Origin of the sequence: Pseudomonas sp. DY-1 (assembly GCF_003626975.1) — a bacterium.
Taxonomy (GTDB): Bacteria; Pseudomonadota; Gammaproteobacteria; order Pseudomonadales; family Pseudomonadaceae; genus Metapseudomonas.
This window is the reverse complement of record NZ_CP032616.1, coordinates 5362298-5386736: the sequence shown is the minus strand read 5'-3', so window position 1 is coordinate 5386736 and position 24439 is coordinate 5362298. Positions and strand designations below refer to the sequence as shown.

Here is a 24439-nt window from a genome sequence, read left to right as displayed (position 1 = left end):
TTCCGATTGTGTCCCTGTGGGAGCGAATTCATTCGCGATTGAAATCGCCCCACAGCAAAGCCCGCCTCAGCCTGAATTGACTCAGGTCAGCACTCGTCCTTCAGAAATGCCTTACATCTGCGCGTCGCTTTTCCTATCGAGGTTTACATGCGTCGCGACCCCATCGTGCTGTTCGACAACGGCTCCCACCAATGCCTGATGTTCGACGATCTGGTCAGCGGCGACGGCGTGCAGTCCAACCAGTTCCTGATCACTGACCACGAGCAGTACCTGCTGCTGGACCCGGGCGGCGACCTGACCTACACGCCGCTGTCGCTGGAATTGTCCAAGCACATGCCGGTGCAGGACCTGACCTACATCTTCGCCTCCCACCAGGACCCGGACATCATCGCGTCCCTCGACAAATGGCTGCTGCACACCCGTGCGCGAGTGATCTGCTCCAAGCTCTGGGCTCGTTTCCTGCCTCACCTGACCGCCAACTACCTGGCCATCAGCCACGGCATCTCCACCTACGACCGCATCATCGCCCTGCCCGATCGCGGCCAGTCCATCAATCTGGGTCGCTGCCAGCTCAAGGCCGTGCCGGCACACTTCCTCCACTCGGTGGGCAACTTCCAGCTCTATGACCCGGTCAGCCGTATCCTCTTCTCCGGCGACATGGGCGCCTCCATGGTTGACGACGCCACGCCGGTGCGCGACTTCGTCAATCACGTGCCGAACATGGAAGGCTTCCACCGTCGCTACATGGCCAGCAACAAGGTCTGCCGTCTCTGGGCCGACATGGTGCGCGGCATGGACGTGGAGATGATCGTCCCGCAGCACGGCCGTCCCTTCGTTGGCCAGGAAATGATCAGTGCCTTCCTCTACTGGATCGAGAACCTGGAATGTGGCCTCGACCTGCTCGGTCCGGACGACTACCGCCTGCCACGCTGAACTGACTTATCGCGCCGAATAGCCACAGCAGCCGGCGCGTTCGGCGCTTTTTACCGTCACAAGGCCCGTGCTAGCTTCGCCCTTCGAAACCAGAAGAGGCCGAACAATGCCCATCCCCGTTCTACGACCGCTGGCCATGGCGCTCGGCTTGCTCACCGGTCTGGCCCAGGCTGAAACCTGGCCCGCCACCGACTGGCAACAAGCCCCTGCGCCCAGTAGTGCCGCCGTGAAGGCGCTCGAATCCTATGCCTTCCCGCAGCGTGACGACGCCAGCCGCAAGGGCGTGCGCACCGATGCCGTGGTGGTGATCCGAGATGGCGAGCTCATCTACGAGCACTACGCAGGTCCCACCCGCGTAGACACCCCACACCTCACCTGGTCGGTGAGCAAGAGCCTGCTGGCCTCCGTCCTCGGCGTCGCCTATGGCGAGGGTCGCTTCAAGTTGGACGAGCCAGTCTCACGTTACTACCCGGCCTTTGCAGGCCATCCCGGTGTCCGCCTCGACCATTTGCTGCATTGGGCCTCCGGGCTCGCCTGGCAGGAGGACTACGAGTACGCACCGCTGAAATCCTCGGTGGTGGCCATGCTCTATACCCGTGGCCGGGACGACATGGCCGCGTTCGCCGCCGCGCACCCACTGGATGCGGTGCCCGGCAAGCGCTTCCGCTACTCCAGCGGCGACACCAACGTGCTGTCCGCCACGCTGCGCGGCATGGTCGGGGAAAAGGCCTACGCGGAGTACCCCTGGACTGCGCTGTTCGAGCCCCTGGGAATTCGCTCGGCAATCTGGGAAACCGACGCTGCTGGAACCTACGTCGGGTCTTCCTACAGCTACCTGACAGCCCGCGACCTGGCGCGTGTCGGCCTGTTGATGCAGCGCGGCGGCCGCTGGGGTGAACGCCAGCTCCTGCCAGCGGACTGGGTCGCCTTCAACCGCAAGCCCTTCGCCGAGTACCGTACCGATCCGGCCAAGCCCGGAGAGGCCGTACCCGGCGGCCATTGGTGGCTCAACGTCCAGCTCGAAGGCAGCGCCAAACCCTGGCCGGACGCCCCGGAAGATGCCTTCGCCGCCCTGGGCCACTGGGGGCAGGCGCTGTACGTGCTGCCCAGCCAGAAACTGGTGATCGTGCGCTACGCCGATGACCGCGACGGCAGCTACCACCACAACGACTTCCTCAAGCTGGCCCTGGCCGCATTCGCCCCGGAGGTGCAGCCGTGATCGCCCGTCGTCCCGTTCTCAGCCTGCTGGTGCTGGCGCTCATCCTGCTGGCCGCGCTGGCCTGGCAAAATCGCCAGCACCTTGCGGCCTTCCCCGACATCATCAGCGCCTACACCGCCAAGGAGTACTGCTCCTGCCGCTACGTGATGGGCAACGACGCCGATTACTGCCAGGGCTACGTGAAGCAGTACGTACCCACCAGCGGTTTTCTCGACGACGCTGAGCACAAGCGCGTGACCGCCAGCGGCCTCGGGCGCAGCAGCACTGCCGCCTGGGTCAGCCCGCATCAGGGATGCCGCTTGATGTCCAACGCGAACAGTGCTCTCTGAGGCATTCGTTCCTCGCCCGTTGGGCGTCGTGGACTCAAACCAACCTACGGAACGCCCCGACGTCCCCGTAGGTTGCGGCTGAGCGGAGCGAAGCCCAACGCGGCCCTCGCCCCCCCCCTGTTCCACCCTGTGGAACCACCTTCGATTGTTCTCATTTCGTCCTCGCGGTTAGCTGAGGGCCAGCCGCAAAAGGCGGTAGCCGCCCCAACGAGGAGAACAAGAACAATGACCCGTTACGCACACATCCAGGCCTGGCTCGATGACGTAGACGCCGACTTGAAAGCGCTGCGCCAGGACATCCACGCCCATCCCGAACTCGGCTTCGAAGAGCAGCGCACGTCCGCCCTGGTCGCCCGCCTGCTGACGGAGTGGGGCTATGAAGTACACAGCGGCGTCGGCCGCACCGGCGTAGTCGGCGTGCTGCGCAATGGCGCCTCCAACCGCACGCTTGGCCTGCGTGCCGACATGGACGCGCTGCCCATCATCGAGAACACCGGTCTGGCCTACAGCAGCTGCCACGCCGGCCGCATGCATGCCTGCGGCCACGACGGGCACACGGTCATGCTGCTCGGGGCGGCACGCTACCTGGCCGCGACCCGCAACTTCCAGGGCACCCTGAACCTGATCTTCCAGCCGGCCGAGGAAGGCCAGGGTGGCGCCGAAGCCATGCTCGAAGATGGCCTGCTGGAACGTTTCCCGTGCGAGGCACTGTTCGGCATGCACAACATGCCGGGCCTGGAGGCCGGCCACCTGTGCTTCCACGCAGGTCCGCTGATGGCCTCCCAGGACCTGCTGGAAGTGGTCATCGAAGGCGTCGGTGGCCACGGCTCCATGCCGCACCTCTCCGTCGACCCACTGGTAGCCGCCTCCAGCACTGTGATGGCGCTGCAGACAGTGGTTGGTCGCAATGTCGATCCGCAACAAGCGGCGGTGGTTACCGTCGGTGCCCTACAGGCAGGCGAAGCGGCCAACGTAATTCCGCAGCAGGCGCTGCTGCGCCTCAGCCTGCGCGCCCTCGATGCCCACGTGCGCGAGCAGGTGCTGGCGCGCGTGAAAGGGATCATCCACAGCCAGGCCGAAAGCCTCGGCTGCCGCGCCAGCATCGAGCACCGTCCGGCCTACCCGGTGCTGATCAACAGCCCAGCGGAAACCGCCTTCGCCCGGCAAATAGGCGTGGAGCTAGCCGGCGCCGACCAGGTGTTCGAAGCCCCCACCGTGATGGGCAGCGAAGACTTCGCCTGGATGCTCCAGCGCTGCCCCGGCAGCTACCTCTTCATCGGCAACGGCAGCGGTGCCGGGCGGCCGATGGTTCACAACCCCGGATACGACTTCAACGACGAAATCCTGGTGCGCGGCGCCGCGTACTGGGCCGCGCTGACGGAAACCTGGTTCCAGGACCCCGCCGCGCCTTCCCAGGCTTCTGCCACTGCCGCCTAGCCCAACACCAGATTCCGGAGATTCCCCATGCACGCTTCCCAAAGCGGAACCTCGCGCGCCCGTCAGGTGACCGCCGCCGTCATCGGCAATGCGCTCGAGTGGTACGACTTCATCGTCTACGGCTTCCTGTCCAGCATCATCGCCCGCTTGTTCTTCCCCTCCGACAGCGAGTACGCCTCGCTGCTGATGGCCCTGGCCACCTTCGGCGTCGGCTTCTTCATGCGCCCGGTAGGCGGCGTGCTGCTGGGCATGTACGCGGATCGCAAGGGACGCAAGGCGGCCATGCAACTGATCATCCTGCTGATGACCCTGTCCATCGCCCTGATCGCCTTCGCCCCGGACTACGCCGCCATCGGTATCGGTGCCCCCCTGCTGATCGTCATCGCGCGCATGCTGCAAGGCTTCGCCACCGGCGGCGAGTACGCCAGCGCCACGGCCTTCCTGGTGGAAAGCGCACCCGCCAACCGCCGTGGCCTCTATGGCGCCTGGCAACTCTTCGGCCAGTGCCTGGCGGTGTTCGCTGGGGCGGGCATGGGCGCCCTGGTGACCCACAGCCTGTCCCCCGAAGCGCTGGACAGCTGGGGCTGGCGGATTCCGTTCATCCTCGGTCTGCTGATCGGTCCGGTGGGGCTGTGGATGCGTCGCCACATGGAGGAAACAGAAGCCTTCATCTATGCCCAGGAAGAACACAAAGGCGAATCCTTCAGCCTGCTGCGAGTAGTGCGCGAACATCGCCGCGCAGTGCTGGCGACCATGGGCGGCACCATCAGCGGTACCGTGGCCTTCTATGTGGTGCTGGTGAACATGCCCACCTTCGCCCACAAACAACTGGGCCTGCCGCTGGACCAGGTGTTCATGGTGCAGATGCTGGCCGTGGCGCTGATGACCATCATCATTCCGCTATCCGGTGCCTTGTCTGATCGCATCGGCCGGCGCCCGGTACTGTTCGGCGGCACCCTGGCCTTCTTCCTCCTGGTCTATCCGCTGTTCTCCTGGGTCGCCCAGGCCCCCAGCCTGGAACGCCTGCTGGTGATGCAACTGCTGCTCTGCTCGATGATCGGCGTGTTCTACGGCCCTGCACCCACAGCCGTCGCCGAACAGTTCCCCACCCGCGTGCGCTCCACCGGCCTGGCGTTCGCCTACAACGTCGCCGTCATGCTGTTCGGTGGCTTCGCCCCGTTCATCGTCACCTGGCTGACCCAGGTGGGCGGCACGCCGGTAGCGCCTGCCTACTACGTGCTCTTCGCCTCCTTCGTCGGCCTCATCGCCACCTGCTATCTGCGCGAAGGCGCCCCCGCCGCCCTGGAGCGCCGCCAACGCCGCGACCTGCTCGCCACTGCCCGGAGCCTGTGAATGACTCGTTTCGAAACCAATCTTCCCCATGCCACCCTGCAGCAGGAAATCGTCGCACTGGATGCGCTGCCTCTGTCAGAGGCCATCCGCTCGCGCCAGCTGTCCTGCCGTGAGGTGATGCAGGCCTACCTGGAACAGATCGACCGCTTCAATCCCAGGGTCAATGCACTGGTTGCACTGCGCCCGGCAGAGGAACTGCTGGCCGAGGCCGATGAACGCGACCGCCAGTTGGCCCGGGGCCAATGGCTGGGCTGGATGCACGGCATGCCACAGGCGGTGAAGGACCTGGCTGCCTGTGCCGGGCTGCCGACCAGCATGGGTTCTCCGCTGTTCGCCGGGCAGATCGCCCAGCACGACGCCATCGCCGTCTCGCGGGTACGCGCTGCCGGTGCAGTCTTCATCGGCAAGAGCAACGTCCCGGAGTTCGGCCTCGGCTCGCAGAGCTACAACAGCGTCTTCGGCACGACCGGCAACGCCTACGACCCCAGCCTCTGCGCTGGCGGCAGTAGCGGCGGAGCGGCAGCCGCCCTGGCGCTGCGCCTGCTGCCGGTGGCCGACGGCAGCGACATGATGGGCTCGCTGCGCAACCCGGCGGCCTTCAACAACGTCTACGGCCTGCGCCCGTCCCAGGGGCGCGTGCCCTTCGGCCCCACACCCGAGCTGTTTGCCCAGCAACTGGGTACGGAAGGCCCCATGGGCCGAAGCGTGGCCGATGTGGCGGCACTGTTGCGCACCCAGGCCGGCCCTCATCGTGCTACGCCGCTGGCCCTTTCCAGTACCGCCGACCTGATCGGGCCGCTGCAGCGCGATTTCGCCGGTGCACGCATTGGTTGGCTGGGCGACCTGAGCGGTCGCCTGCCCATGGAACCTGGCCTGTTGGCTCTGTGTGAGAGCGCCCTGACGGATTTCCGCGACCTCGGCTGCCAGGTCGAGGACTGTCAGCCTGCGTTCGACATGGACCGGCTCTGGCGCTGCTGGTTGGTGCACCGGCAATGGCTGGTGGGCGGCAGCCTGGGCGCCGCCTACACCGACCCTGCCCGGCGCGCCCGACTCAAGCCCGAGGCAGTCTGGGAAGTGGAAAGCGGCCTTGGCCTCAGCGCCGCCGACGTCTTTCAGGCCTCAGTGGACCGCAGCGACTGGTACCGGGCCGTGGAAAAACTCTTCGAGCGTTACGACTTCCTGCTGCTCCCCAGTGCACAGGTGTTTCCTTTCGATGCAACGCTGCACTGGCCGAAGGCCATAGCAGGCCACGAGATGGACACCTATCACCGCTGGATGGAGGTGGTGATCGGCGCCACCCTGGCGGGTATCCCGGCCATGAGCGTACCGATTGGTTTCAACCCCGCCGGCCTGCCCATGGGTCTGCAAATCATGGGCCCGGCGCAAGCTGACCTGGCGGTGCTGCAACTGGCCCATGCCCACGAGCAGCTCACGCAATGGGTACGCAATTGTCCGCCACCGTTGCTCAAAGAGGCTGATTAAGCCAATGGGCGGCATCTCTGGCGCCTTCGGGTCCCGATCTTGCAGCGTTTTCGGAACGCAAATCCGGGAGGCGCGGCAGGTGGCGGAGACTCAGGGTAAAGACGATGGTGGCACGGTCAGGTCGGTGGAACGCGCGCTGGCGATAGTCGAGCTATTGGGCGAACACCAGGAACTCGGGCTGGAAGAACTCCACTACCTCACGGGACTGCCGAAGGCGACCGTCTCGCGACTGTTGCACACCCTGCAGGAGCAGGGCTGGCTCTACCGGGGACTGTGCGACCGCCGCTATCGCCTATGCTCCCGCCGCCTGTTCGGCAATCCCGCCCAGCGGTTCAGCCGGCTCCTTGTCGAGCAGGCTGCGCCGCTGCTGCTGGACCTGAGCGAGAGCACCGGGCTGGTGGCCGACCTGTCGTACTTTGACGGCGACGAGCTGCATGTGATGGAAAGCTCCATTCCGGAGGTGCTGCGCAAGCGATATCCGGGCAATCGTCTGGTCATAGGGTTGCGGGCCAGCCTGTTCCATTCGGCCATGGGCAAGGCCTGCCTCGGCGAGTTGGACAGTTCCGAGGTACAGCGCCTGGCGCAGCACCACCGGCTCAGCGGTGATGACCTGCTGCAGGCCCACGAACAGACCCACAACCGCGGCTTTGGCGAGCGCACCGAGGGCTCGTGGGAATACTCGATACGGCTGCCCTTCCTGATCCGCGCCGTGGCGCTGCCGATACTCAGCCGGGGCCGCCTGGTCGGCAGCATCGCGCTGCACTGGCCACGGGATACCGGCAGCGTCGAGAGCGTAAGGGAACGCCATCTCGGAAGACTGGCCAGCACCGTCAGCCAGTTGCAGCACAGTCTCGGCTGAACACTCGACCGCCGTCTTGATGAAAAGTATCCGTCGACAACTCTGACGGATACTTTTCATTCACTCTTGAAGTTGTGATTCCACAGCGCGGAACCCAATTGAATTGCCCTTTATTCGCGTGAATCGACAATAGACCACGACCCGGAAATCGGTCTTTTCGTCATAACACAAGAATAAAGGTGATGAGATGTGCAGAGTTCGCTGCGAGTATCTGGCGGGGATTGCCGGACTCTTACTGGCAGGAAGTGCAAGTGCCGATGGCTTTATCAATGACAGCATCACGTCACTTCGCTACAGCCAGTTCTACTGGAAGGAAAACAACGGCGACGGTGTCGGCCCCACCCGCGACGAATGGGTCCAGGGCACTCAGTTCAGTTTCAATTCCGGCTGGTACCGGGACGTGCTGGGCGTGGACTACAGCTACGGCCTGGCCGATGACCTGCGCATCGGCGACGACGCCAACAGCATCAGCAACCTCGAACCCGACGACTCGGTGCAGTCACCTCATGGTCTTGCCAAGCCCCTGGAGGCCTACCTGCGCGGCCGCCTGCAGGGAGACGCAGGCGAACTGGTGGTGGGCGGCGGCAAGAAGGTCCGCCGCTATGCCCAGTATTTCGATGACGCCACCCGTATCCTCCCCGCCGGTACCACGGGCCTCGATGCGGACTACCGCATAGGCAGCCTGAACCTGCGCTACAGCCGGGTGAACCAGTTCAGTCCGCGCAACGAGAATGGCTGGGGCGACGACCTGAGCAATTTCCGCGGCGAGAAGATCGACCAACTGCAGCTGTTCGCCCTTGCCTACCGGATGCCCTTCGGCAGCAACTTGCTGGCCGAATACTCCGAGTCCGATAACTACTTGCGCGCCGCCTCCATCAAGCTGGAGCACAGCTTCGACCTGGGTGCCGGCCGCTTCATCGATCTCTACGCCACCCAGGGCATGCAGCAGGATGCCGGCGATCTGTTCGACTACCAGGGCGTACCCGGACTCTACGAAGCAGAAACCTCCCATGACGCGCGCTATATCGATCTTTCCGCGAAATACCGTACGACGAACTATTACGCCGGCATGACCTACAACAAAGTTCGAGGTGACGACTTCGACCGTTTGTTCTTCAGCAAGGATCACGGCGCCTGGAACAGCAGCGCAAAGTTGTTCTATTTCTTCGGCGTGGAAGATGAGGAAATGTTCAAACTTGTGGGCGGCACCAACTTCAGTTCAATTGGTCTTCCACAACTCAGGCTGGATGTTCACTATGCCTTTTCCGATCACGCAGCCGGTTACGACGGGTTTTCCCGCCGGGAATTCCAGAGTTTGCTGCAGTACAGTTTCACGGGCGCCCTGAAAGGCTTGAGCCTGGTCTGGCTGCACAACGAGTTCCACACCAAGGGCCAACCGGACGGCATCGAGCGCACCACCGCTTCCCGCGGCCCGGCAGGGATCATTACCCACAATGCCGAGCGGTTTTATCTGAATTACGTATTCAGGTTTTAAGGCTGGAGACGCGATCTTCACTTTGAATTGAAAATTTATGCGCGTGTCCGGGCCTCCCTCCCCCGCCCCCTCTCCCAAACCTAGAGGGGTGACTCGCGCCGGCGACGACCTAACAATCCTGAAGCAGCCCGCGACCTGGAACTAAGCAACCATTCCGCCCCTTCAGAAGGCCGAGCGGAATCGTTGCAGAGGGAACGAGCGGCATCGATGCCGCGAGAGGCGAGAGGGGCCCGGCGCAATGATGGAGCGAGGGCACCCGGCGAAGCCGGGCCGGATGCAGGGGCAAGCGTACTTGCTTCCTTTTGGGCGACTGCAAAAGGGAGTCGCCCGGGAAGGTGAAACATTAAGCCAGAGCCCGCTCGTCAATGAGCTGGACTCCCAGGCTCCAGATTGCCAATAACATGCGAAACCTTCCCGAAACCTCGAATCACCCATAAAAAAGCCCCCGAACCACAAGGCACGGGGGCTTTTCTCAAGCAGCTTGGATCAGCGCATGTTCAGCTGCTGCTGCAGGTTCTGCACCTGGCTTTGCAGAGTGCTGATATTGCGGGTCATTTGCGCGCGGAAAGCATCGAACTCGGCGGTGCTGGCACCCTGGGACGGTGCCGGACGGTTGTCCATTTCGCTACGCAGCACCAGCAGGTCCTGCTCCAGGCCCTTGATCGCCTGGTTCGGATTGCCCTGCTTCTTCAGCGCCTCGACATCACTGCCCAGGCCCTTCAGACGGCTGTCCAGCTGGGCCATATCGCCTTGGGCGGCCTTGAGCTTGCTTTGCTCGCTCGCCAGGCCGTCGAGCTTGCTGCCCAGTTGGCTGCCCACCTGGGTCGCCGCACTCTGCGCAGCCTTGACGTCAGCCGCGAGCTGATCGACTCGCTTGCCCTGGCTGCCAAGCTGAGCGCCAGCGGCCTGCTGCTGCTTGGTCAGTTCGACTACCTTGGCCTGCAGCTGCTTGATCTGCAGCTTCATGGACTCACTGCCGCTGGTCACGCTGGATTCGGTGGCGACCACCTTACCGGAGATGTCCTGGATGCGGCCGGCTGCCTCTTCACTGATGCGGGCAAAGCTTTCCTGCGTCGCCACCAGTTGCTGCTCCATCAGGCTGATCTGCTGGAAGCTCCACCAGCCGAGGCCACAGAGGGCGACGACCAGGGCAACCACCAGGGCCCAGAGCGGCCCGGTGCTGGCTCCCTTGCCCACGGGAGCAGCGGCTGAATAACCATTGTTGTGGCGATGCACGGGCTCAGCCACCGGGTGATGACCGAACTCGTCGCGATCACGGGCATCGGTAGTCAGGCTGGGGACATCATCCACTTCGTCAAGAGCGTCGTTGCGCATTGGGGGACCTTTGGAGAGAAACGCAGAACCGCGAATGGCCGGGAGTATACCGGTTCGCACGGCGGTCTTCAGCGTCGCGCCACGGCGGTGCGGGTTGCACTGCTCAGGGGCAGAGACACTCGATTGACCACGCCAGGGCCCAGCAGTTCCGGGGTTTACAGCCTGGTACGGGGCTTGCTAGCCAGTTGCCAGCCCCGGCACGGGGCCATGCCAGGAAATCGCCATCCGGAGCCAAAGGCTCCGCCAGGCTTCTCGCTCGTCGCCATGAAGGGCAGGAGCACACTTCGACCATGGGGGAAGAAGGAGTGGAATTGACCAAGGCTGTGCTGGACTGCATGCAAACCCTGCGGCGCCAGCTTCGAGACGAACAGGCTGTGGATATCCGCCTCAGCCAGCCCGACGCCATCCTGTCCATGCTCAATGCGTGCGCCGAATCTCAGCGCGACACGACCCGCGAGCTGGGCGAGCACCTCAGTATCCTGACCGGCATTCGCCTCAAACCGCCGGTGCTGAGCGAAGAAGAACTGGTTCGCAAGTACACCCAGTACGCCGGTCCCTTGCGCGGTTAGGGCTGCTGAGCGCCCCACCACGCACAGAACTCATCCAGCGCCGTCCAGACGTTCACCCGCGGATCGTAGTCCAGGTACTGCCGCGCGCGGCTGATATCCAGGGAGAAGTCCTTGGCCATCACCGCCACGGCCAGTCGATAAAGCGAGGGTTCCGGCCGCCCCGGCAGAATCCTGCAGACCGACTCGTTCACGAGCGCGGCACTGTAGGCCAAGCCATAGGGAACGTGCCGGGTCACCTGGGGGACGCCCAGCTTGCGCAGCACATAGTTGATGACATCCCAGATCGGCACCGGTTGGCCATTGCTGATGTTGTAGACCTGTCCAAGCGCCGGCCCGGCAGCCAGAAGACCGCTGAGCAGGGCGTCGTTGAGGTTCTGCACGCTGGTGAAGTCGACCTTGTTCAGGCCGTTGCCGATGATCTTAAGACGGCCTTTGCGCTGCATGGCGATAAGGCGCGGAAAGATGCTGGTATCCCCCGCGCCAGTGACGAAGCGCGGACGGAAGGCGATCACTTCCAGGCCGAACTCTTCGGCGGCGAACACTTTCTGCTCGGCCAGGTACTTGGTGGCGCCGTAATGATCGGAGAAGCGCTTGGGCACCTGTTCTTCACGAATACCGACATGGGAACGGCCATCGAAGTAGATCGAAGGCGAGGACAGGTGCACCAGACGCTTCACTCGCTGCTTCAGGCAGGCTTCGACCACGTTTTCGGTGACCTGTACGTTGGCCTGGTGAAAGTGCTCGTACTTGCCCCAGACGCCGACCGCGCCTGCGCAATGCACCACCGCTTCGACGTCGTCGCACAGGCGCAGCACCAGGTCCGTGTCCGACAAGTCGCCCTGGACGAATTCGGCACCGCGCTTGACCAGATGCTCCACGCCCTCCGGCCGGCGTCCATTCACCCGCACGTCGAGCCCCTGCTCCAGCGCGAAACGAGCGAAACGTCCGCCGATGAACCCACTCGCCCCTGTCACCAGAATCTTCATCGATGGTCCCCTGCCATGCCTCGTGATGCCCGCGACTCTAGCAGCCCTGATGCCTGCCAGGTGTGGCGTCGCGAGCCAATAGAACGACTCTGAACGTTATCCCCGATCATCGTTCCCGCCGGGCCGGCAACGTCACAGCGGCACCAGCCAGCGACTGGCTGCCGCAGCCAGATGATCGGTGAGCAGGCCCAGCAGTTCGCCGCCATGTCGCCAGTGATGCCAATAGAGCGGCACGTCGATGGGCTGGTCGGCAATCAATTCCCGCAACTCGCCCCGCGCCAGCTGCGCCCCCACCTGCTGCTCGGGCACCAGCCCCCAGCCCAGGCCGCCTTCCGTCAAGCGCACGAAGCCTTCCGAGGAGGGACAAAGGTGATGGACGAAGCCGCCTTCGACTCCCAACGCTGCCAGGTAACGGTGCTGCAGCAGATCATCCGGGCCGAACACGATTGCCGGTGAGCGGGCCAATGCCCCCGGCGTGACGCCCTTGGGGAAATTCCGCTCGATGAACGCGGGGCTGGCCAGGGCACGGTAACGCATCGCACCAAGCGGCAGACTGCGGGCGCCGGCCACTGGGCGTTCAGCAGCGCAGACACAGGCCGCTACCTCACCAGCACGCATGCGCTTCAGGCCCACTTCCTGGTCCTCCACCACCAGTTCCATCAGTACCCGCTGTTCGGCGCAGAACTGCCCCACGGCGGCGGCCCACCAAGTGGCGAGGCTGTCGGCATTCAGGGCAATTCGCAGGCGTTCCGGCATGTCGCCCTGCTCGAGTGCCGGCACCTGGCGTTGCAGGTCGCGTTCCAGCAGGCGCACCTGCTGCACATGGTTGAGCAGGCGCGTGCCCACTTCAGTGGGCGCTGGCGGCGTCGCGCGTACCAGCACCGGCTGACCGACCCGCGCCTCCAGCAGCTTGATGCGCTGCGATACGGCGGACTGCGACAGCCCCAGCAACTGGGCCGCGCGCTCGAAACCACCCTGTTCCACCACGGCCGCCAAGGCGGCCAGCAACTTGTAGTCGAACAAATCAGTTTTCCTAATGAGAGATCAGCAAGATTCGTTTTCCTTATACATCTTCGCGCCGCAGACTCGCCACATCCCAACCCGTCGTAGCGAAGGAAGCACCATGGCCGGCGAAACTGCACTCTCCATTCTGATCCGCAACATGTCGCCGCAACTCAACCCCGGCCAGTACGTGTTCTGCACCCTCGAAGACGCCGCCCGCCTGCAAGGCAGCGTGCCGCTGGGCAGTTTCCGCGAGCGCGAAGGACTGACCGTGATCCTTGAACGCAGCGAGGCCGATCGCCTGGGCCTGGCCTACGACTACAGCGCGGCCTGGATCACCCTGGAAGTGCATTCCTCCCTGAGTGCAGTAGGCCTGACCGCGACCTTCGCTGGCGCCCTGGCCCAAGCCAGCATCAGCTGCAACGTCGTAGCGGGCTATTTCCACGATCACCTGTTCGTTGCCAGCGCCGACGCCGAACGCGCCCTTTCTACCCTGCGGGCCCTGGCGGCCAACGCCCAGGCGGAGTGAGCAACATGTGGCAGAGCTATCTGAACGGAATACTGGTGGCGGCGGGCCTGATCATCGCCATTGGCGCACAGAACGCCTTCGTCCTTGCCCAGAGTCTGCGCCGCGAACACCACCTGCCGGTGGCCGCACTCTGCGTGCTGTGCGATGCGTTGCTGGTCAGCGCCGGCGTCTTCGGCCTGGCCACCCTGCTGGCACAGAACCCCGTGCTGCTGGCCATCGCCCGCTGGGGTGGCGTGGCCTTCCTGCTCTGGTACGGCATTCAGGCGCTGCGTCGCGCAGTTAAGCCCGGCATCCTCGACCAGTCCGCTGAAACCGGACCGCGATCGCGCCGCGCGGTACTGCTGGCGGCCCTGGCGGTCACCCTGCTCAACCCCCACGTCTACCTGGACACGGTCCTGCTGATCGGCTCCCTCGGTGCGCAACAGGCTGTCCCCGGCGCCTACGCCTTGGGCGCTGCCAGTGCCTCGCTGGTATGGTTCTTCGCCCTCGCCCTTGGCGCCGCCTGGCTCGCCCCCTGGCTGGCGCGTCCAACCACCTGGCGCCTGCTCGATCTGGCAGTGGCGGTAATGATGTTCGGCATGGCGGCTCAATTGGTGAACGGAATCTGAGTGCGTCGGGTCCAGATGAGATAACCGTGCCAGAGCCCTGGCGGCAGGGCTTAACCACACAGTTGCTGCGTGGTTAAGCCCCATGCCCGATGCTATGATCCGGACTTCGCGGCAATAAAGAGTACAAACTCGCAGCCGCTTTTTCGGCCGACCGTGAACGGCCCCGCGCCTGGCGCAAAAATCCCGACCTGATGATGAAGGAGATAGACATGGCTTTCGAATTGCCGCCGCTGCCTTACGAAAAGAACGCCCTTGAGCCGCACCTGTCCGCCGAAACCCTGGAATTCCACCACGGCAAGCACCACAACGCCTACGTGGTAAACCTGAACAACCTGGTTCCGGGCACCGAGTTCGAAGGCAAGAGCCTGGAAGAGATCATCAAGACTTCTTCCGGCGGCATCTTCAACAACGCGGCCCAGATCTGGAACCACACCTTCTACTGGAACTGCCTGAGCCCGAACGGCGGTGGCCAGCCCACCGGCGCCCTGGCTGACGCCATCAACGCCGCCTTCGGTTCCTTCGACAAGTTCAAGGAAGAGTTCACCAAGACCGCCATCGGCACCTTCGGCTCCGGCTGGGCCTGGCTGGTGAAGAAAGCTGACGGCTCCCTGGCCCTGGCCAGCACCATTGGTGCCGGCGTTCCGCTGACCAGCGGCGACACCCCGCTGCTGACCTGCGACGTTTGGGAACACGCCTACTACATCGACTACCGCAACCTGCGTCCGAAGTACGTAGAGGCCTTCTGGAACCTGGTCAACTGGGACTTCGTAGCCAAGAACTACGCAGCCTGAGACCCGCTCCAGCGGTAAGAGAAACCCGGCCATTCGCCGGGTTTCTTCATTTTTGCGCGTCATTCGTCGTCTTGTTGCGGTACAAGGGAAAAATTGTCGGACACCCCCTCAAGGTCGGACCGGTTCGCACCGACATAAAGGAGAGGGGGAATCGAAAGCGGCGGTCCCGAGAGTGGATCGATGCTTTGAATAGTGGCATACACATACTGGCCCTTTGACGGCCAAGGCCTGTTTGCCAATACTCACACCCGTCTGACGCCTGGCGGCATCGAACAAGGAATCTCCATTTGAAGCTGGATCTCAAACACAGCTTGTCGCTGAAGCTGCTGCGTGTGGTGCTGCTGTCCGCACTGGTTGTCGGTGTGGTGCTGAGCTGCGCGCAGATCGTGTTCGATGTCTACAAGACGCGGCAGGCGGTTTCCAACGACGCCAACCGGATCCTTGGCATGTTCCGCGACCCCTCGACCCAGGCCGTCTATAGCCTGGATCGCGAGATGGGCATGCAGGTGATCGAAGGCCTGTTCCAGCACGAATCAGTGCGCCACGCCTCCATCGGCCACCCCAACGAGCCGATGCTGGCGGAGAAGGACCGGCCGCTGATGGAGCTGTCGACCCGCTGGCTGACCGACCCCATCCTCGGCAAGGAACAGACCTTCACCACCCAACTGGTCGGCCGCAGTCCCTACAGCGAGTACTACGGCGACCTCAGCATCACCCTAGATACAGCCCCATACGGCGAAGACTTCGTCACCAGCTCGGTGATCATCTTCATCTCCGGTGTACTCCGCGCCCTGGCCATGGGCCTGGTGCTCTACCTCGTTTACCACTGGCTGCTGACCAAGCCGCTGTCGAAGATCATCGAGCACCTCTCCAGCATCAACCCTGACCGCCCCAGCGAGCACAAGCTGCCCATGCTCAAGGGCAACGAGAAGAACGAACTGGGCCTGTGGATAAACACGGCCAACGACCTGCTGGCCTCCATCGAACGCAATACCCACCTGCGCCGAGAAGCCGAGAACAGCCTGCTGCGCATGGCCCAGTACGACTTCCTCACCGGTCTGCCCAACCGCCAGCAACTGCAGCAACAACTCGACCAGATTCTCGAAGACGCCGGCCGTCTGCAGCGCCGCGTGGCGGTGCTCTGCGTCGGCCTGGACGACTTCAAGGGCGTCAACGAACAGTTCAGCTACCAGACCGGCGACCAGTTGCTGATTGCCCTGGCCGACCGCCTGCGCAGCCACAGCGGCCGACTGGGCGCCCTGGCACGCCTGGGGGGCGACCAGTTCGCCCTGGTCCAGGCCGATATCGAGCAGCCCTACGAAGCCGCCGAACTGGCCCAGAGCGTGTTGGACGATCTCGAAGTGGCCTTCTCCCTGGAACAGCAGGAAGTACGCCTGCGCGCCACCATCGGCATCACCCTCTTCCCGGAGGATGGCGACAGCACGGAGAAGCTGCTGCAGAAAGCCGAGCAGACCATGACCCTGGCCAAGAGCCGCTCGCGCAACCGTTACCAGTTCTACATCGCCAGCGTCGACAGCGAAATGCGGCGGCGCCGCGAACTGGAGAAGGATCTACGCGAAGCCCTCAACCGAGGCGAGATGCACCTGGTCTACCAACCCCAGGTGGATTACCGCGACCACCGTGTAGTGGGCGTCGAAGCGCTGCTGCGCTGGCAACACCCGCAGCACGGTTTCGTGCCGCCGGACCTGTTCATCCCGCTGGCCGAGCAGAACGGCACGATCATTCCCATCGGCGAGTGGGTGCTGGACCAGGCCTGCCGCCAGCTTCGCGAATGGCACGACCAGGGCTTCAGCGAACTGCGCATGGCCATCAACCTTTCTACCGTGCAGCTGCACCATGCGGAGCTGCCACGGGTGGTGAACAACCTGCTGCAGGTCTATCGCCTGCCACAACGCAGCCTGGAGATGGAAGTCACCGAAACCGGCCTGATGGAAGACATCTCCACTGCCGCCCAGCACCTGCTGAGCCTGCGCCGCTCCGGCGCGCTGATCGCGATCGACGACTTCGGGACTGGCTACTCCTCGCTGAGCTACCTGAAGAGCCTGCCGCTGGACAAGATCAAGATCGACAAGAGCTTCGTGCAGGACGTGCTGGAAGACGAAGACGACGCCACCATCGTCCGCGCCATCATCCAATTGGCGCGCAACCTGGGCATGCAGGTGATCGCAGAAGGTGTGGAAACCACCGAGCAGGAGGCCTACATCATCGCCCAGGGCTGCAACGAGGGTCAGGGCTATCTCTACAGCAAGCCCCTGCCCGCCCGCGAACTCACCCTCTACCTCAAGCAGGCCCGTCGCCTGTCCAACGCTGCGTCCAATCCCGCCACACTCTGACGTCAACCCTCTCCCCCTACCCTTTCCCTGAAGGGAGAGGGTGCTTACCGTGCAAAGCTCAGGATTCGTTTGTGGGAGTGAATTCATTCGCCAAGGGTCGCGCAGTGACCCCGCAGGGTGGATGGCGCCCCCACATTGAGCGCCAATGGTGGATCGATGAAGCGTGATTGGATCTACAGGAGCCCAGTCACCTTCAGCAGGTAGACGGTCGCCACCGCACCGCCGACGCAGAGCACTGCGCCAAGCAGTGCCTGCCAACGGAACTGCCGGGCGAGCACATCTTCACCATGACTGGAGAGCAGGAAAGGGTGCGACTCCACCGGACGACGCATCTGATTCACGGCAGGCGCCGCGCTGGTCTGGCGATGACGGTCTTCGGCTTCGAGGCTGGCGGCCAGGCGCACGCGCGACCACTCCGCTTCGTCCAGCTGGCCATCGCCGTTGCTGTCGAAGCGTTGCAGCAGGCCGGTGAAATCGCCTTTCCATTCGCGGATCACCGCCCCCTGGGCCGAGATCGGGTCCAGACCCTGCCGACCACCGCCACTGGTGCGGAAGTCACCGATGGCGTACAGCGGCTCGTCGGCATGCAGACGCTCCTCGGTATAGCGGTACTCGCCGCCAGACAACCAGCCACTCAGGCCGCCAGAAACGCGGGCACCACGAGGATGACGCTGATGGCCTTTCCAGACTTCGCGGGTCGACGGGCGCACTTCGGCACCGCGCGGATCGATCAGGCATTCGCCAGTGGAGTCGGCCAGGCGCAGCCAGGCGTCGCTGACGCCACTGTCCACCACTCGCCAGCTCTTGCTCTTGCCTCGCTCGCTGTACTCCTCGATGCGATAGCGCCACCAGAGGCAGGGCTTGCCCGTCAGTGGCGCCACCAGTTGGCCGTCTCCATTGGGATGGAGCATGCCGTAGAGCTCCACGTATCCCTGGGCCGCTGAGCGGATCTTCGAGGTCGGGGTATCCAGCAGCAGCCGCGCCTGGGCCAGGCGGCGCAGGCACCACCAGCCACCACCGGCAAAGGCGCCCAAGCTGAATCCCAGGCTGATGGCCAGCCCGGCTACATCCACTGCCATGTCAGCTGAACAGGCTCTTGAGATCGACGTCGGCTTTCTCGGCGTCGCTGAACTCCAGCAGCTCGGCAGCCTTGAAGCCGAACAGGCCGGCGATGATCACATCCGGGAACTGCTCGATGCGCACGTTGTTCAGGTTCACCGCCTCGTTGTACAGCTCACGGCGGTCGGCGATGCCGTTCTCCAGGCCGCTGATGCGCTGCTGGAGGAACTGGAAGCTCTCGTTGGCCTTGAGTTGCGGGTAGCTCTCCGCCAGCGCGAAGAGCTGCCCGAGGCCGGCGCGCAGACCGCTCTCGGCCTGGCCGAGCGCGCCGATGTCACCCTTCTCGCGGGCACTGGCCACGGCATTGCGCGCTGCGATCACCCGCTCGAGGGTGGTGCGCTCGTGCTGCATGTACTGCTTGCAGGTCTCCACCAGCTTGGGCAGTTCGTCATGCCGCTGCTTGAGGAGCACTTCGATGTTCGACCAGGCCTTGCCTACCCCGTGCTTGAGCCGCACCAGCGCGTTGTAGAGGATCACCGCGTAGGCGGCGACCAGAAGCAGGACCACGATCAGGGCAACGCTGGTCAGACTCATGCAGGCTTCTCCTTCAGGCTGCGGGTCATGGGGAACCGGGCGATTCTAATGGCATTCGTACAGGGACGCGGAGACCCCGTACACAGCTGTTGCAAAACGCCCGACAACATCCTTTCCAAAAATGAAAATCTTTCGCATTATGTTGCGGTTTTCATTTGCGCAACTTCAGATTGCCATCACCCAGAAGCAAAGGACCTCGCCCATGATTCGTAAGCCCCTGGCTGCCGCCAGCCTGCTCGCCGTCGCCATTGCCCTCACCGGTTGCGGTGACGACAAGAAAGAAGCTGCAGCACCGCAAGCCACCGCACCGGCTGCCAGCACTGCCGCGGCCCCGGCTGCAACTGCCAAGGTCGATGAGGCCGAGGCCAAGAAAGTCGTTGCTCACTATGCAGACCTCGCCCTGGCCGTCTTCACCGACGCCCACGCCACCGGCGCAAACCTGCAGAAAGCCGTTGACGCATTCCTCGCCAAGCCCGACGCCGACACCCTGAAGGCAGCCCGTGAAGCCTGGCTGGCCGCCCGCGCGCCCTACATGCAGACCGAAGTGTTCCGCTTCGGCAACCCGGTGGTCGACGACTGGGAAGGCCAACTGAACGCCTGGCCGCTGGACGAAGGCCTGATCGACTACGTCGCCGGCGACTACCAGCACGCCCTGGGTAACCCTGGCGCCACCGCCAACATCATCGCCAATACCACCATCCAGGTCGGCGAAGAAAAGATCGACGTCACCGAAATCACCGGTGAGAAACTGGCAAGCCTGAACGAACTGGGCGGCTCCGAAGCCAACGTCGCCACCGGCTACCACGCCATCGAATTCCTCCTCTGGGGTCAGGATCTGAACGGCACCGGCCCGGGCGCCGGCAACCGTCCCGCCACCGACTACGTGGTCGGCGAAGGCTCCACCGGCGGTCATAGCGAGCGTCGCCGCCAGTACCTGAAGGCCGTGACCGACCTGCTGGTTTCCGACCTCGAGTACATGGTTGGCCAGTGGAAACCGGGCGTTGCCGACAACTACCGCGCCAAGCTGGAAGCCGAACCGGCCGAATCCGGCTTGCGCAAGATGCTGTTCGGCATGGGCAGCCTGTCTCTCGGCGAGCTGGCCGGCGAGCGCATGAAGGTCGCCCTGGAAGCCAACTCCACCGAAGACGAGCACGATTGCTTCAGCGACAACACCCACAACTCTCACTTCTACAACGGCAAGGGCATCCGTAACGTCTACTTGGGCGAGTACAAGAAGGTCGACGGCACCACCCTGACCGGCCCGAGCCTGTCCTCCCTGGTGGCCAAGGCTGATGCTCAGACCGACACCACCCTGAAGGCCGACCTGGAAGCCACCGAAGGCAAGCTGCAAGCCCTGGTGGACAGCGCCAACAAGGGCGTGCATTTCGACCAGCTGATTGCCGCCGACAATACCGCCGGCCAGCAACTGGTGCGTGACGCCATCGCCTCTCTTGTCAAACAGACCGGTGCCATCGAGGATGCCGCTGGCAAACTCGGCATCACCGACCTGAAGCCGGACAACGCCGATCACCAGTTCTGATCGACACAGCGGTAGCAGGAAGCGGATGCGGCCCAGTGCCGCATCCGCTTTTTTGTGCCTGAAGTTCCGTGCGTTTCCTTGTAGGGGCGAATTCATTCGCCAAGGGTGGCGCAGCCGCCCCTGCGCGGCTTCGGGGCAGGACTTCGTCCTGCTTGGCGATTGAAATCGCCCCCACAAGGATGTCTACGGACTCCGGCCAAGAATGCAAGCCAAACGCAAATCCCTCTTATTCAGAGCCCCCAGTCCTGATAAGCTTGCCGGCCTGTTTATTTGCCGACCGGACCCCGCCAATGCTCGCTCCACCGGCCTTTCGCCGCCTGTCGCCCCTGCTGCTGGCCCTTGGCCTCAGTGCCTGTGACGACGCGCCGCGGTTCACCCAGGCCGAACCCGGCGAGCACCTTTCCGGCGGAGCTGCTTCGGTCCGCCAGTTCGACCACAACGCCTTTTCCATGCCCTCGGGCAACCTGACGCCCTCGCGCAGGCTGGACTTCAGCGTGGGTAACAGCTTTTTCCGCAACCCCTGGGTTATCGCGCCCTCCACCACCACGGCGCGTGACGGCCTCGGCCCCCTGTTCAATACCAATGCCTGCCAGAACTGCCACGTGAAAGACGGTCGCGGCCATCCGCCGGAACCAGGTGCAAGCAACGCCGTGTCGATGCTGGTACGCCTGTCGATTCCGTCTGACGCCTCGGCCGAACACGCAAGGCAGCTCGAACGTCTGGGCGTGGTGCCGGAACCCGTTTACGGCGGCCAGCTGCAGGACGTATCGATTCCCGGCCTCGAGCCCGAGGGCAAAGTGCGGGTCAGCTACGACACCGTTCCAGTGACCTTTGCCGACGGCACGACTTTAGAGCTGCGCAAGCCGCGCCTGGAAATCACCCAACTCGGTTATGGCGCGATGCATCCCGATACGTTGTTCTCCGCACGCGTCGCCCCGCCGATGATCGGCCTGGGCCTGCTCGAGGCGATCCCCGAAGCGGCGATTCTCGCCAATGCGGACCCGGACGACACCGATGGTAATGGTGTCCGCGGCCGCGCCAACCAGGTCTGGGACGATGTCGCCGGCAAGACGGTGCTCGGTCGCTTCGGCTGGAAGGCCGGGCAGCCGAATCTGAATCAACAGAATTTTCACGCCTTCTCTGGTGATATGGGCCTTACCACCAACGCCCTGTCGAAGGACGATTGCACGGCGGCACAGACCGCCTGCAAGACCACGGTGAATGGTGGAGAGCCGGAAGTCAGCGATAACATCCTGTCCCTCGTATTGTTCTACACCCGCAACCTGGCCGTACCGGCCCGCCGCGACGTGGATAGTGCGCAAGTACTGGAAGGCAAGGGCCTGTTCCACCGGGCTGGCTGCCAGTCCTGTCATACCCCAAGTTTCACCACTGCGGCCGATGCCGCCGAACCCGAGCTGGCCAACCAGGTGATCCGTCCATACAGCGACCTGCTGCTCCACGACATGGGCGAGGGCCTGGCCGACGGCCGCGCTGAGTTCCAGGCCACTGGCCGCGACTGGCGCACCCCGCCGCTCTGGGGCATCGGGCTGACCGAAACCGTGAGCGGCCACACCCAGTTCCTGCACGACGGCCGCGCACGCAACCTGCTGGAGGCCATTCTCTGGCACGGAGGCGAAGCGGAAGCGGCGAAGCAGAAGGTCCTGAAATACGATGCCGGACAGCGTGCCGCGCTGCTGGCTTTCCTGAATTCTCTATAAGGAGCCCTGCATGTTCCGTCCCAAACTGCTGTTCACCAGCCTCGCCGCCCTGGCCCTGGGCGCCTGCGCCCCGCAGGACCCCCAGGCGCAGACCGCCTCGGCCCTGGCCAAGGACGTGATCCTGCCAACCTACAGCCGTTGGGTCGATGCGGACCGCCAACTCGCCGCAAGCGCCCTGGCCTTCTGCTCCGGCAAGGAGGATCTGGCCAAGGCCCGCGCCGACTTCCTTGCCGCGCAAAAAGCCTGGGCTGAACTTCAGCCGTTGATGGTGGGCCCGCTGGCCGAAGGCAACCGCGCCTGGCAGGTGCAGTTCTGGCCGGACAAGAAGAATCTGGTCGGCCGCCAGGTGGAACAGCTGATCAAGGCCCAGCCCAACCTCGACGCCACCTCCCTGGCCAAGGCCAGCGTGGTGGTCCAGGGCCTTTCGGCCTACGAATACATCCTCTTCGACAGCAACCTGGACATGGCCGACGGCGCCCAGAAAGCACGCTACTGCCCGCTGCTGCAAGCCATCGGCGAGCGTCAGAAGACCCTGGCCGAGGAGATCCTCACCCGCTGGAACAGCAAGGACGGCATGCTCGACCAGTTGAGCAAGTTCCCCAACCAGCGCTACGCGGATTCCCACGAGGCCATTTCCGAGCTGCTGCGCGTCCAGGTCACCGCCCTGGACACCCTGAAGAAGAAACTCGGCACACCTATGGGTCGCCAGACCAAGAGCCTTCCGCAGCCGATGCAGGCCGACGGCTGGCGCAGCGACTCTTCCCTGGAAAGCCTGAGCGCTAGCCTGGCCAGCGCCGAAGCCCTCTGGCTGGGCAAGGACAAACATGGCATCCGCAGCCTGCTGGGTGACGACCAGAAGGCCTTGGCCGAGAAGATCGACGCTGGCTACAGCGAAGCGCGCGGCAAGCTGGCCGCCGTCAAGCAGCCGCTCAGCGAATTGCTGGCCAGCGAAGACGGCCTCAAGCAGCTCAATGACTTCTACGACAGCCTCGACCGCGTACAGCGCCTCCACTCCGGCGAGCTGGCCAAGGCCCTGAATGTACAGCTCGGCTTCAACGCCAACGACGGTGACTGAAATGCTCCGGCGCCAGGTCCTCACCCTCGCCAGCCTGCTACTCGGTGCCGTTGGCATCGGCGGCTGGACCCTGAGCCGCAAGGGCGAATCGCCCCTGCTGCTCTCCGCCCGCGACGACGCCGACGGCCAGCATTACGCCGTGGGCTTCCGCCTGGATGGCACCCAGGTGTTCGCTACCCGTGTCGCCCAGCGTTGCCACGACATCGTCGAGCATCCCAGTGAACCGGTGGCGCTTTTCGTTGCCCGTCGTCCGGGCACCGAGAGCTACCTGGTGGACCTGCGCGACGGTCGCCTGCTGCAGACGCTGACCTCGCAGAAGGACCGCCACTTCTACGGTCACGGCGTCTGGCATCGCGACGGTGAATGGCTCTACGCCACCGAGAACGACACCACCGACCCGGGCCGGGGCATGCTCGGCCGCTACCGCTACCAGTCGGGCCAGTTAACCCACGAGGGCGAAATTTCCACCCACGGCCTCGGTCCGCATCAGGTTTCCTGGATGCCCGACGGTGAAACCCTGGTAGTGGCCAACGGCGGAATCCGTACCGAGGCCGAAAGCCGTGTGGAGATGAACCTCGACGCCATGGAACCGAGCCTGGTGCTGATGCGCCGCGACGGCGGCCTGCTGTCGAAGGAAACCCTGCCACAGCAGATGAACAGCGTCCGTCACCTGGCCATTGGTGCCGATGGCACCATCGTCGCCGGCCAGCAGTACATGGGAGATGCCACCGATCGCGCCGACCTGGTCGCGATCAAGCGCCCAGGCCAACCCTTCCAGCCCTTCCCGCTGGAGGACGAGCAACGCCTGGCGATGGTCCAGTACACCGCCAGCGTCGCCATTCATGACGAGCTGCGCCTGGTGGCCCTCACTGCACCGAGAGGCAACCGATTCTTCATCTGGGACCTGGATAGCGGCGCCGTACGCCTCGACGCACCGCTGCCGGATTGCGCCGGTGTCGGGGCCGTGAAAGACGGTTTCGTCGTCACCTCGGGCCAAGGTCGCTGCCGTGTCTACGACTGCCGCAGCGACCAGTTCACCGCCACCCCGCTGCAGCTGCCGGCAAGCTTCTGGGACAACCACCTGCACTTGGCCGTGTAGGAGCGCGCTTGCTCGCGAACAGTCCGCGCGCACTCTTTCGCGAGCAAGCTCGCTCCTACAGAGGCCCGGCCTT

The 24439-nt window shown here is 64.1% G+C and carries 22 protein-coding genes; 17 read left to right on the top strand and 5 right to left on the bottom strand.

Features of this window, described 5'->3' with window-relative positions; genetic code table 11:
• Window positions 1–147: 147 nt before the first annotated feature.
• The 8 genes from D6Z43_RS25340 to D6Z43_RS25305 all read left to right on the top strand — a co-directional run bounded on the left by D6Z43_RS25340 (window position 148) and on the right by D6Z43_RS25305 (window position 9107).
• On the top strand, window positions 148–933 hold the full coding sequence (locus D6Z43_RS25340; protein ID WP_120654742.1) for an MBL fold metallo-hydrolase: 786 nt from the start codon (window positions 148–150) through the stop codon (window positions 931–933).
• Window positions 934–1039: 106 nt separating this feature from the next.
• Complete coding sequence (locus D6Z43_RS25335; protein ID WP_120654741.1) at window positions 1040–2152, top strand: serine hydrolase; 1113 nt, start codon at window positions 1040–1042, stop codon at window positions 2150–2152.
• Window positions 2149–2481: an amidase gene (locus tag D6Z43_RS25330; RefSeq protein WP_120654740.1), complete on the top strand. Its 333-nt coding sequence runs from the start codon at window positions 2149–2151 to the stop codon at window positions 2479–2481. Before D6Z43_RS25335 ends, D6Z43_RS25330 begins: the two co-directional genes overlap by 4 nt.
• Window positions 2482–2706: 225 nt before the next feature.
• On the top strand, window positions 2707–3918 hold the full coding sequence (locus D6Z43_RS25325; protein WP_120654739.1) for a M20 aminoacylase family protein: 1212 nt from the start codon (window positions 2707–2709) through the stop codon (window positions 3916–3918).
• A gap of 27 nt (window positions 3919–3945) precedes the next feature.
• Window positions 3946–5271, top strand: coding sequence for a citrate-proton symporter (locus D6Z43_RS25320; protein WP_120654738.1), 1326 nt, complete (start codon window positions 3946–3948; stop codon window positions 5269–5271).
• A complete protein-coding gene (locus D6Z43_RS25315; protein WP_120654737.1) occupies window positions 5272–6753 on the top strand; it encodes an amidase in 1482 nt (493 codons plus the stop codon).
• A 79-nt stretch (window positions 6754–6832) separates the two neighbouring features.
• Window positions 6833–7612 carry an IclR family transcriptional regulator gene (locus D6Z43_RS25310; RefSeq protein ID WP_256660921.1) on the top strand — a complete coding sequence of 260 codons (780 nt, stop codon included), beginning with the start codon at window positions 6833–6835 and terminating at the stop codon, window positions 7610–7612.
• A 187-nt stretch (window positions 7613–7799) separates the two neighbouring features.
• Window positions 7800–9107, top strand: a complete 1308-nt coding sequence (locus D6Z43_RS25305) for an OprD family outer membrane porin (protein ID WP_120654735.1) — start codon at window positions 7800–7802, stop codon at window positions 9105–9107.
• Between the two features lie 486 nt (window positions 9108–9593).
• Here D6Z43_RS25305 and D6Z43_RS25300 read toward each other — a convergent pair whose 3' ends face one another.
• The gene (locus D6Z43_RS25300; RefSeq protein WP_120654734.1) at window positions 9594–10442 is read right to left on the bottom strand and encodes an ATPase; all 849 of its coding nucleotides are present in this window, start codon (window positions 10440–10442) and stop codon (window positions 9594–9596) included.
• A 290-nt stretch (window positions 10443–10732) separates the two neighbouring features.
• Here D6Z43_RS25300 and D6Z43_RS25295 point away from each other — a divergent pair, with 290 nt between their 5' ends.
• On the top strand, window positions 10733–11011 hold the full coding sequence (locus D6Z43_RS25295) for a hypothetical protein (RefSeq protein WP_153918583.1): 279 nt from the start codon (window positions 10733–10735) through the stop codon (window positions 11009–11011).
• On the opposite strand, the gene D6Z43_RS25290 is transcribed toward D6Z43_RS25295, so the two are convergent.
• The gene (locus tag D6Z43_RS25290) at window positions 11008–11997 is read right to left on the bottom strand and encodes an NAD(P)-dependent oxidoreductase (protein WP_120654733.1); all 990 of its coding nucleotides are present in this window, start codon (window positions 11995–11997) and stop codon (window positions 11008–11010) included. The two genes, D6Z43_RS25295 and D6Z43_RS25290, sit on opposite strands and share 4 nt — an antisense overlap.
• A gap of 132 nt (window positions 11998–12129) precedes the next feature.
• On the bottom strand, window positions 12130–13020 hold the full coding sequence (locus tag D6Z43_RS25285; RefSeq protein ID WP_120654732.1) for a LysR family transcriptional regulator ArgP: 891 nt from the start codon (window positions 13018–13020) through the stop codon (window positions 12130–12132).
• A gap of 100 nt (window positions 13021–13120) precedes the next feature.
• Here D6Z43_RS25285 and D6Z43_RS25280 point away from each other — a divergent pair, with 100 nt between their 5' ends.
• From D6Z43_RS25280 to D6Z43_RS25265, 4 genes are all read left to right on the top strand, one after another.
• Window positions 13121–13528 carry an ACT domain-containing protein gene (locus tag D6Z43_RS25280; RefSeq protein ID WP_120654731.1) on the top strand — a complete coding sequence of 136 codons (408 nt, stop codon included), beginning with the start codon at window positions 13121–13123 and terminating at the stop codon, window positions 13526–13528.
• Between the two features lie 5 nt (window positions 13529–13533).
• Complete coding sequence (locus D6Z43_RS25275; RefSeq protein WP_120654730.1) at window positions 13534–14136, top strand: LysE/ArgO family amino acid transporter; 603 nt, start codon at window positions 13534–13536, stop codon at window positions 14134–14136.
• A 209-nt stretch (window positions 14137–14345) separates the two neighbouring features.
• Window positions 14346–14927: a superoxide dismutase [Fe] gene (sodB, locus tag D6Z43_RS25270; protein ID WP_120654729.1), complete on the top strand. Its 582-nt coding sequence runs from the start codon at window positions 14346–14348 to the stop codon at window positions 14925–14927.
• Window positions 14928–15214: 287 nt separating this feature from the next.
• Window positions 15215–17281 (top strand): bifunctional diguanylate cyclase/phosphodiesterase, encoded by a 2067-nt coding sequence (locus D6Z43_RS25265; RefSeq protein ID WP_120654728.1) that lies wholly within the window; start codon window positions 15215–15217, stop codon window positions 17279–17281.
• Between the two features lie 173 nt (window positions 17282–17454).
• On the opposite strand, the gene D6Z43_RS25260 is transcribed toward D6Z43_RS25265, so the two are convergent.
• Window positions 17455–18360 carry a GIDE domain-containing protein gene (locus D6Z43_RS25260; protein WP_120654727.1) on the bottom strand — a complete coding sequence of 302 codons (906 nt, stop codon included), beginning with the start codon at window positions 18358–18360 and terminating at the stop codon, window positions 17455–17457.
• Window position 18361: 1 nt separating this feature from the next.
• Window positions 18362–18934 carry a LemA family protein gene (locus D6Z43_RS25255; RefSeq protein WP_120654726.1) on the bottom strand — a complete coding sequence of 191 codons (573 nt, stop codon included), beginning with the start codon at window positions 18932–18934 and terminating at the stop codon, window positions 18362–18364.
• 202 nt (window positions 18935–19136) lie between these two features.
• Between D6Z43_RS25255 and D6Z43_RS25250 the strand changes: the two genes are divergently transcribed.
• The 4 genes from D6Z43_RS25250 (at window position 19137) to D6Z43_RS25230 (ending at window position 24366) form a co-directional block, all read left to right on the top strand.
• Window positions 19137–20474, top strand: coding sequence for an imelysin family protein (locus D6Z43_RS25250; RefSeq protein WP_120654725.1), 1338 nt, complete (start codon window positions 19137–19139; stop codon window positions 20472–20474).
• Between the two features lie 290 nt (window positions 20475–20764).
• Window positions 20765–22192, top strand: coding sequence for a di-heme oxidoredictase family protein (locus tag D6Z43_RS25240; RefSeq protein ID WP_120654723.1), 1428 nt, complete (start codon window positions 20765–20767; stop codon window positions 22190–22192).
• Between the two features lie 10 nt (window positions 22193–22202).
• The gene (locus D6Z43_RS25235) at window positions 22203–23267 is read left to right on the top strand and encodes an imelysin family protein (RefSeq protein ID WP_120654722.1); all 1065 of its coding nucleotides are present in this window, start codon (window positions 22203–22205) and stop codon (window positions 23265–23267) included.
• Between the two features lies 1 nt (window position 23268).
• Window positions 23269–24366, top strand: coding sequence for a DUF1513 domain-containing protein (locus D6Z43_RS25230; protein WP_120654721.1), 1098 nt, complete (start codon window positions 23269–23271; stop codon window positions 24364–24366).
• Window positions 24367–24439: the final 73 nt, after the last annotated feature.

Bases quoted from the DNA above. Each gene is read 5' to 3' on its own strand.
- D6Z43_RS25240 (WP_120654723.1), top strand. From the start codon at position 20,765: ATGCTCGCTCCACCGGCCTTTCGCCGCCTGTCGCCCCTGCTGCTGGCC.
- D6Z43_RS25260 (WP_120654727.1), bottom strand. From the start codon at position 18,360: ATGGCAGTGGATGTAGCCGGGCTGGCCATCAGCCTGGGATTCAGCTTG.
- D6Z43_RS25315 (WP_120654737.1), top strand. From the start codon at position 5,272: ATGACTCGTTTCGAAACCAATCTTCCCCATGCCACCCTGCAGCAGGAA.
- D6Z43_RS25230 (WP_120654721.1), top strand. From the start codon at position 23,269: ATGCTCCGGCGCCAGGTCCTCACCCTCGCCAGCCTGCTACTCGGTGCC.
- D6Z43_RS25290 (WP_120654733.1), bottom strand. From the start codon at position 11,997: ATGAAGATTCTGGTGACAGGGGCGAGTGGGTTCATCGGCGGACGTTTC.
- sodB (WP_120654729.1), top strand. From the start codon at position 14,346: ATGGCTTTCGAATTGCCGCCGCTGCCTTACGAAAAGAACGCCCTTGAG.
- D6Z43_RS25300 (WP_120654734.1), bottom strand. From the start codon at position 10,442: ATGCGCAACGACGCTCTTGACGAAGTGGATGATGTCCCCAGCCTGACT.
- D6Z43_RS25250 (WP_120654725.1), top strand. From the start codon at position 19,137: ATGATTCGTAAGCCCCTGGCTGCCGCCAGCCTGCTCGCCGTCGCCATT.
- D6Z43_RS25235 (WP_120654722.1), top strand. From the start codon at position 22,203: ATGTTCCGTCCCAAACTGCTGTTCACCAGCCTCGCCGCCCTGGCCCTG.
- D6Z43_RS25255 (WP_120654726.1), bottom strand. From the start codon at position 18,934: ATGAGTCTGACCAGCGTTGCCCTGATCGTGGTCCTGCTTCTGGTCGCC.
- D6Z43_RS25280 (WP_120654731.1), top strand. From the start codon at position 13,121: ATGGCCGGCGAAACTGCACTCTCCATTCTGATCCGCAACATGTCGCCG.
- D6Z43_RS25335 (WP_120654741.1), top strand. From the start codon at position 1,040: ATGCCCATCCCCGTTCTACGACCGCTGGCCATGGCGCTCGGCTTGCTC.
- D6Z43_RS25305 (WP_120654735.1), top strand. From the start codon at position 7,800: ATGTGCAGAGTTCGCTGCGAGTATCTGGCGGGGATTGCCGGACTCTTA.
- D6Z43_RS25275 (WP_120654730.1), top strand. From the start codon at position 13,534: ATGTGGCAGAGCTATCTGAACGGAATACTGGTGGCGGCGGGCCTGATC.
- D6Z43_RS25325 (WP_120654739.1), top strand. From the start codon at position 2,707: ATGACCCGTTACGCACACATCCAGGCCTGGCTCGATGACGTAGACGCC.
- D6Z43_RS25295 (WP_153918583.1), top strand. From the start codon at position 10,733: ATGGGGGAAGAAGGAGTGGAATTGACCAAGGCTGTGCTGGACTGCATG.
- D6Z43_RS25320 (WP_120654738.1), top strand. From the start codon at position 3,946: ATGCACGCTTCCCAAAGCGGAACCTCGCGCGCCCGTCAGGTGACCGCC.
- D6Z43_RS25340 (WP_120654742.1), top strand. From the start codon at position 148: ATGCGTCGCGACCCCATCGTGCTGTTCGACAACGGCTCCCACCAATGC.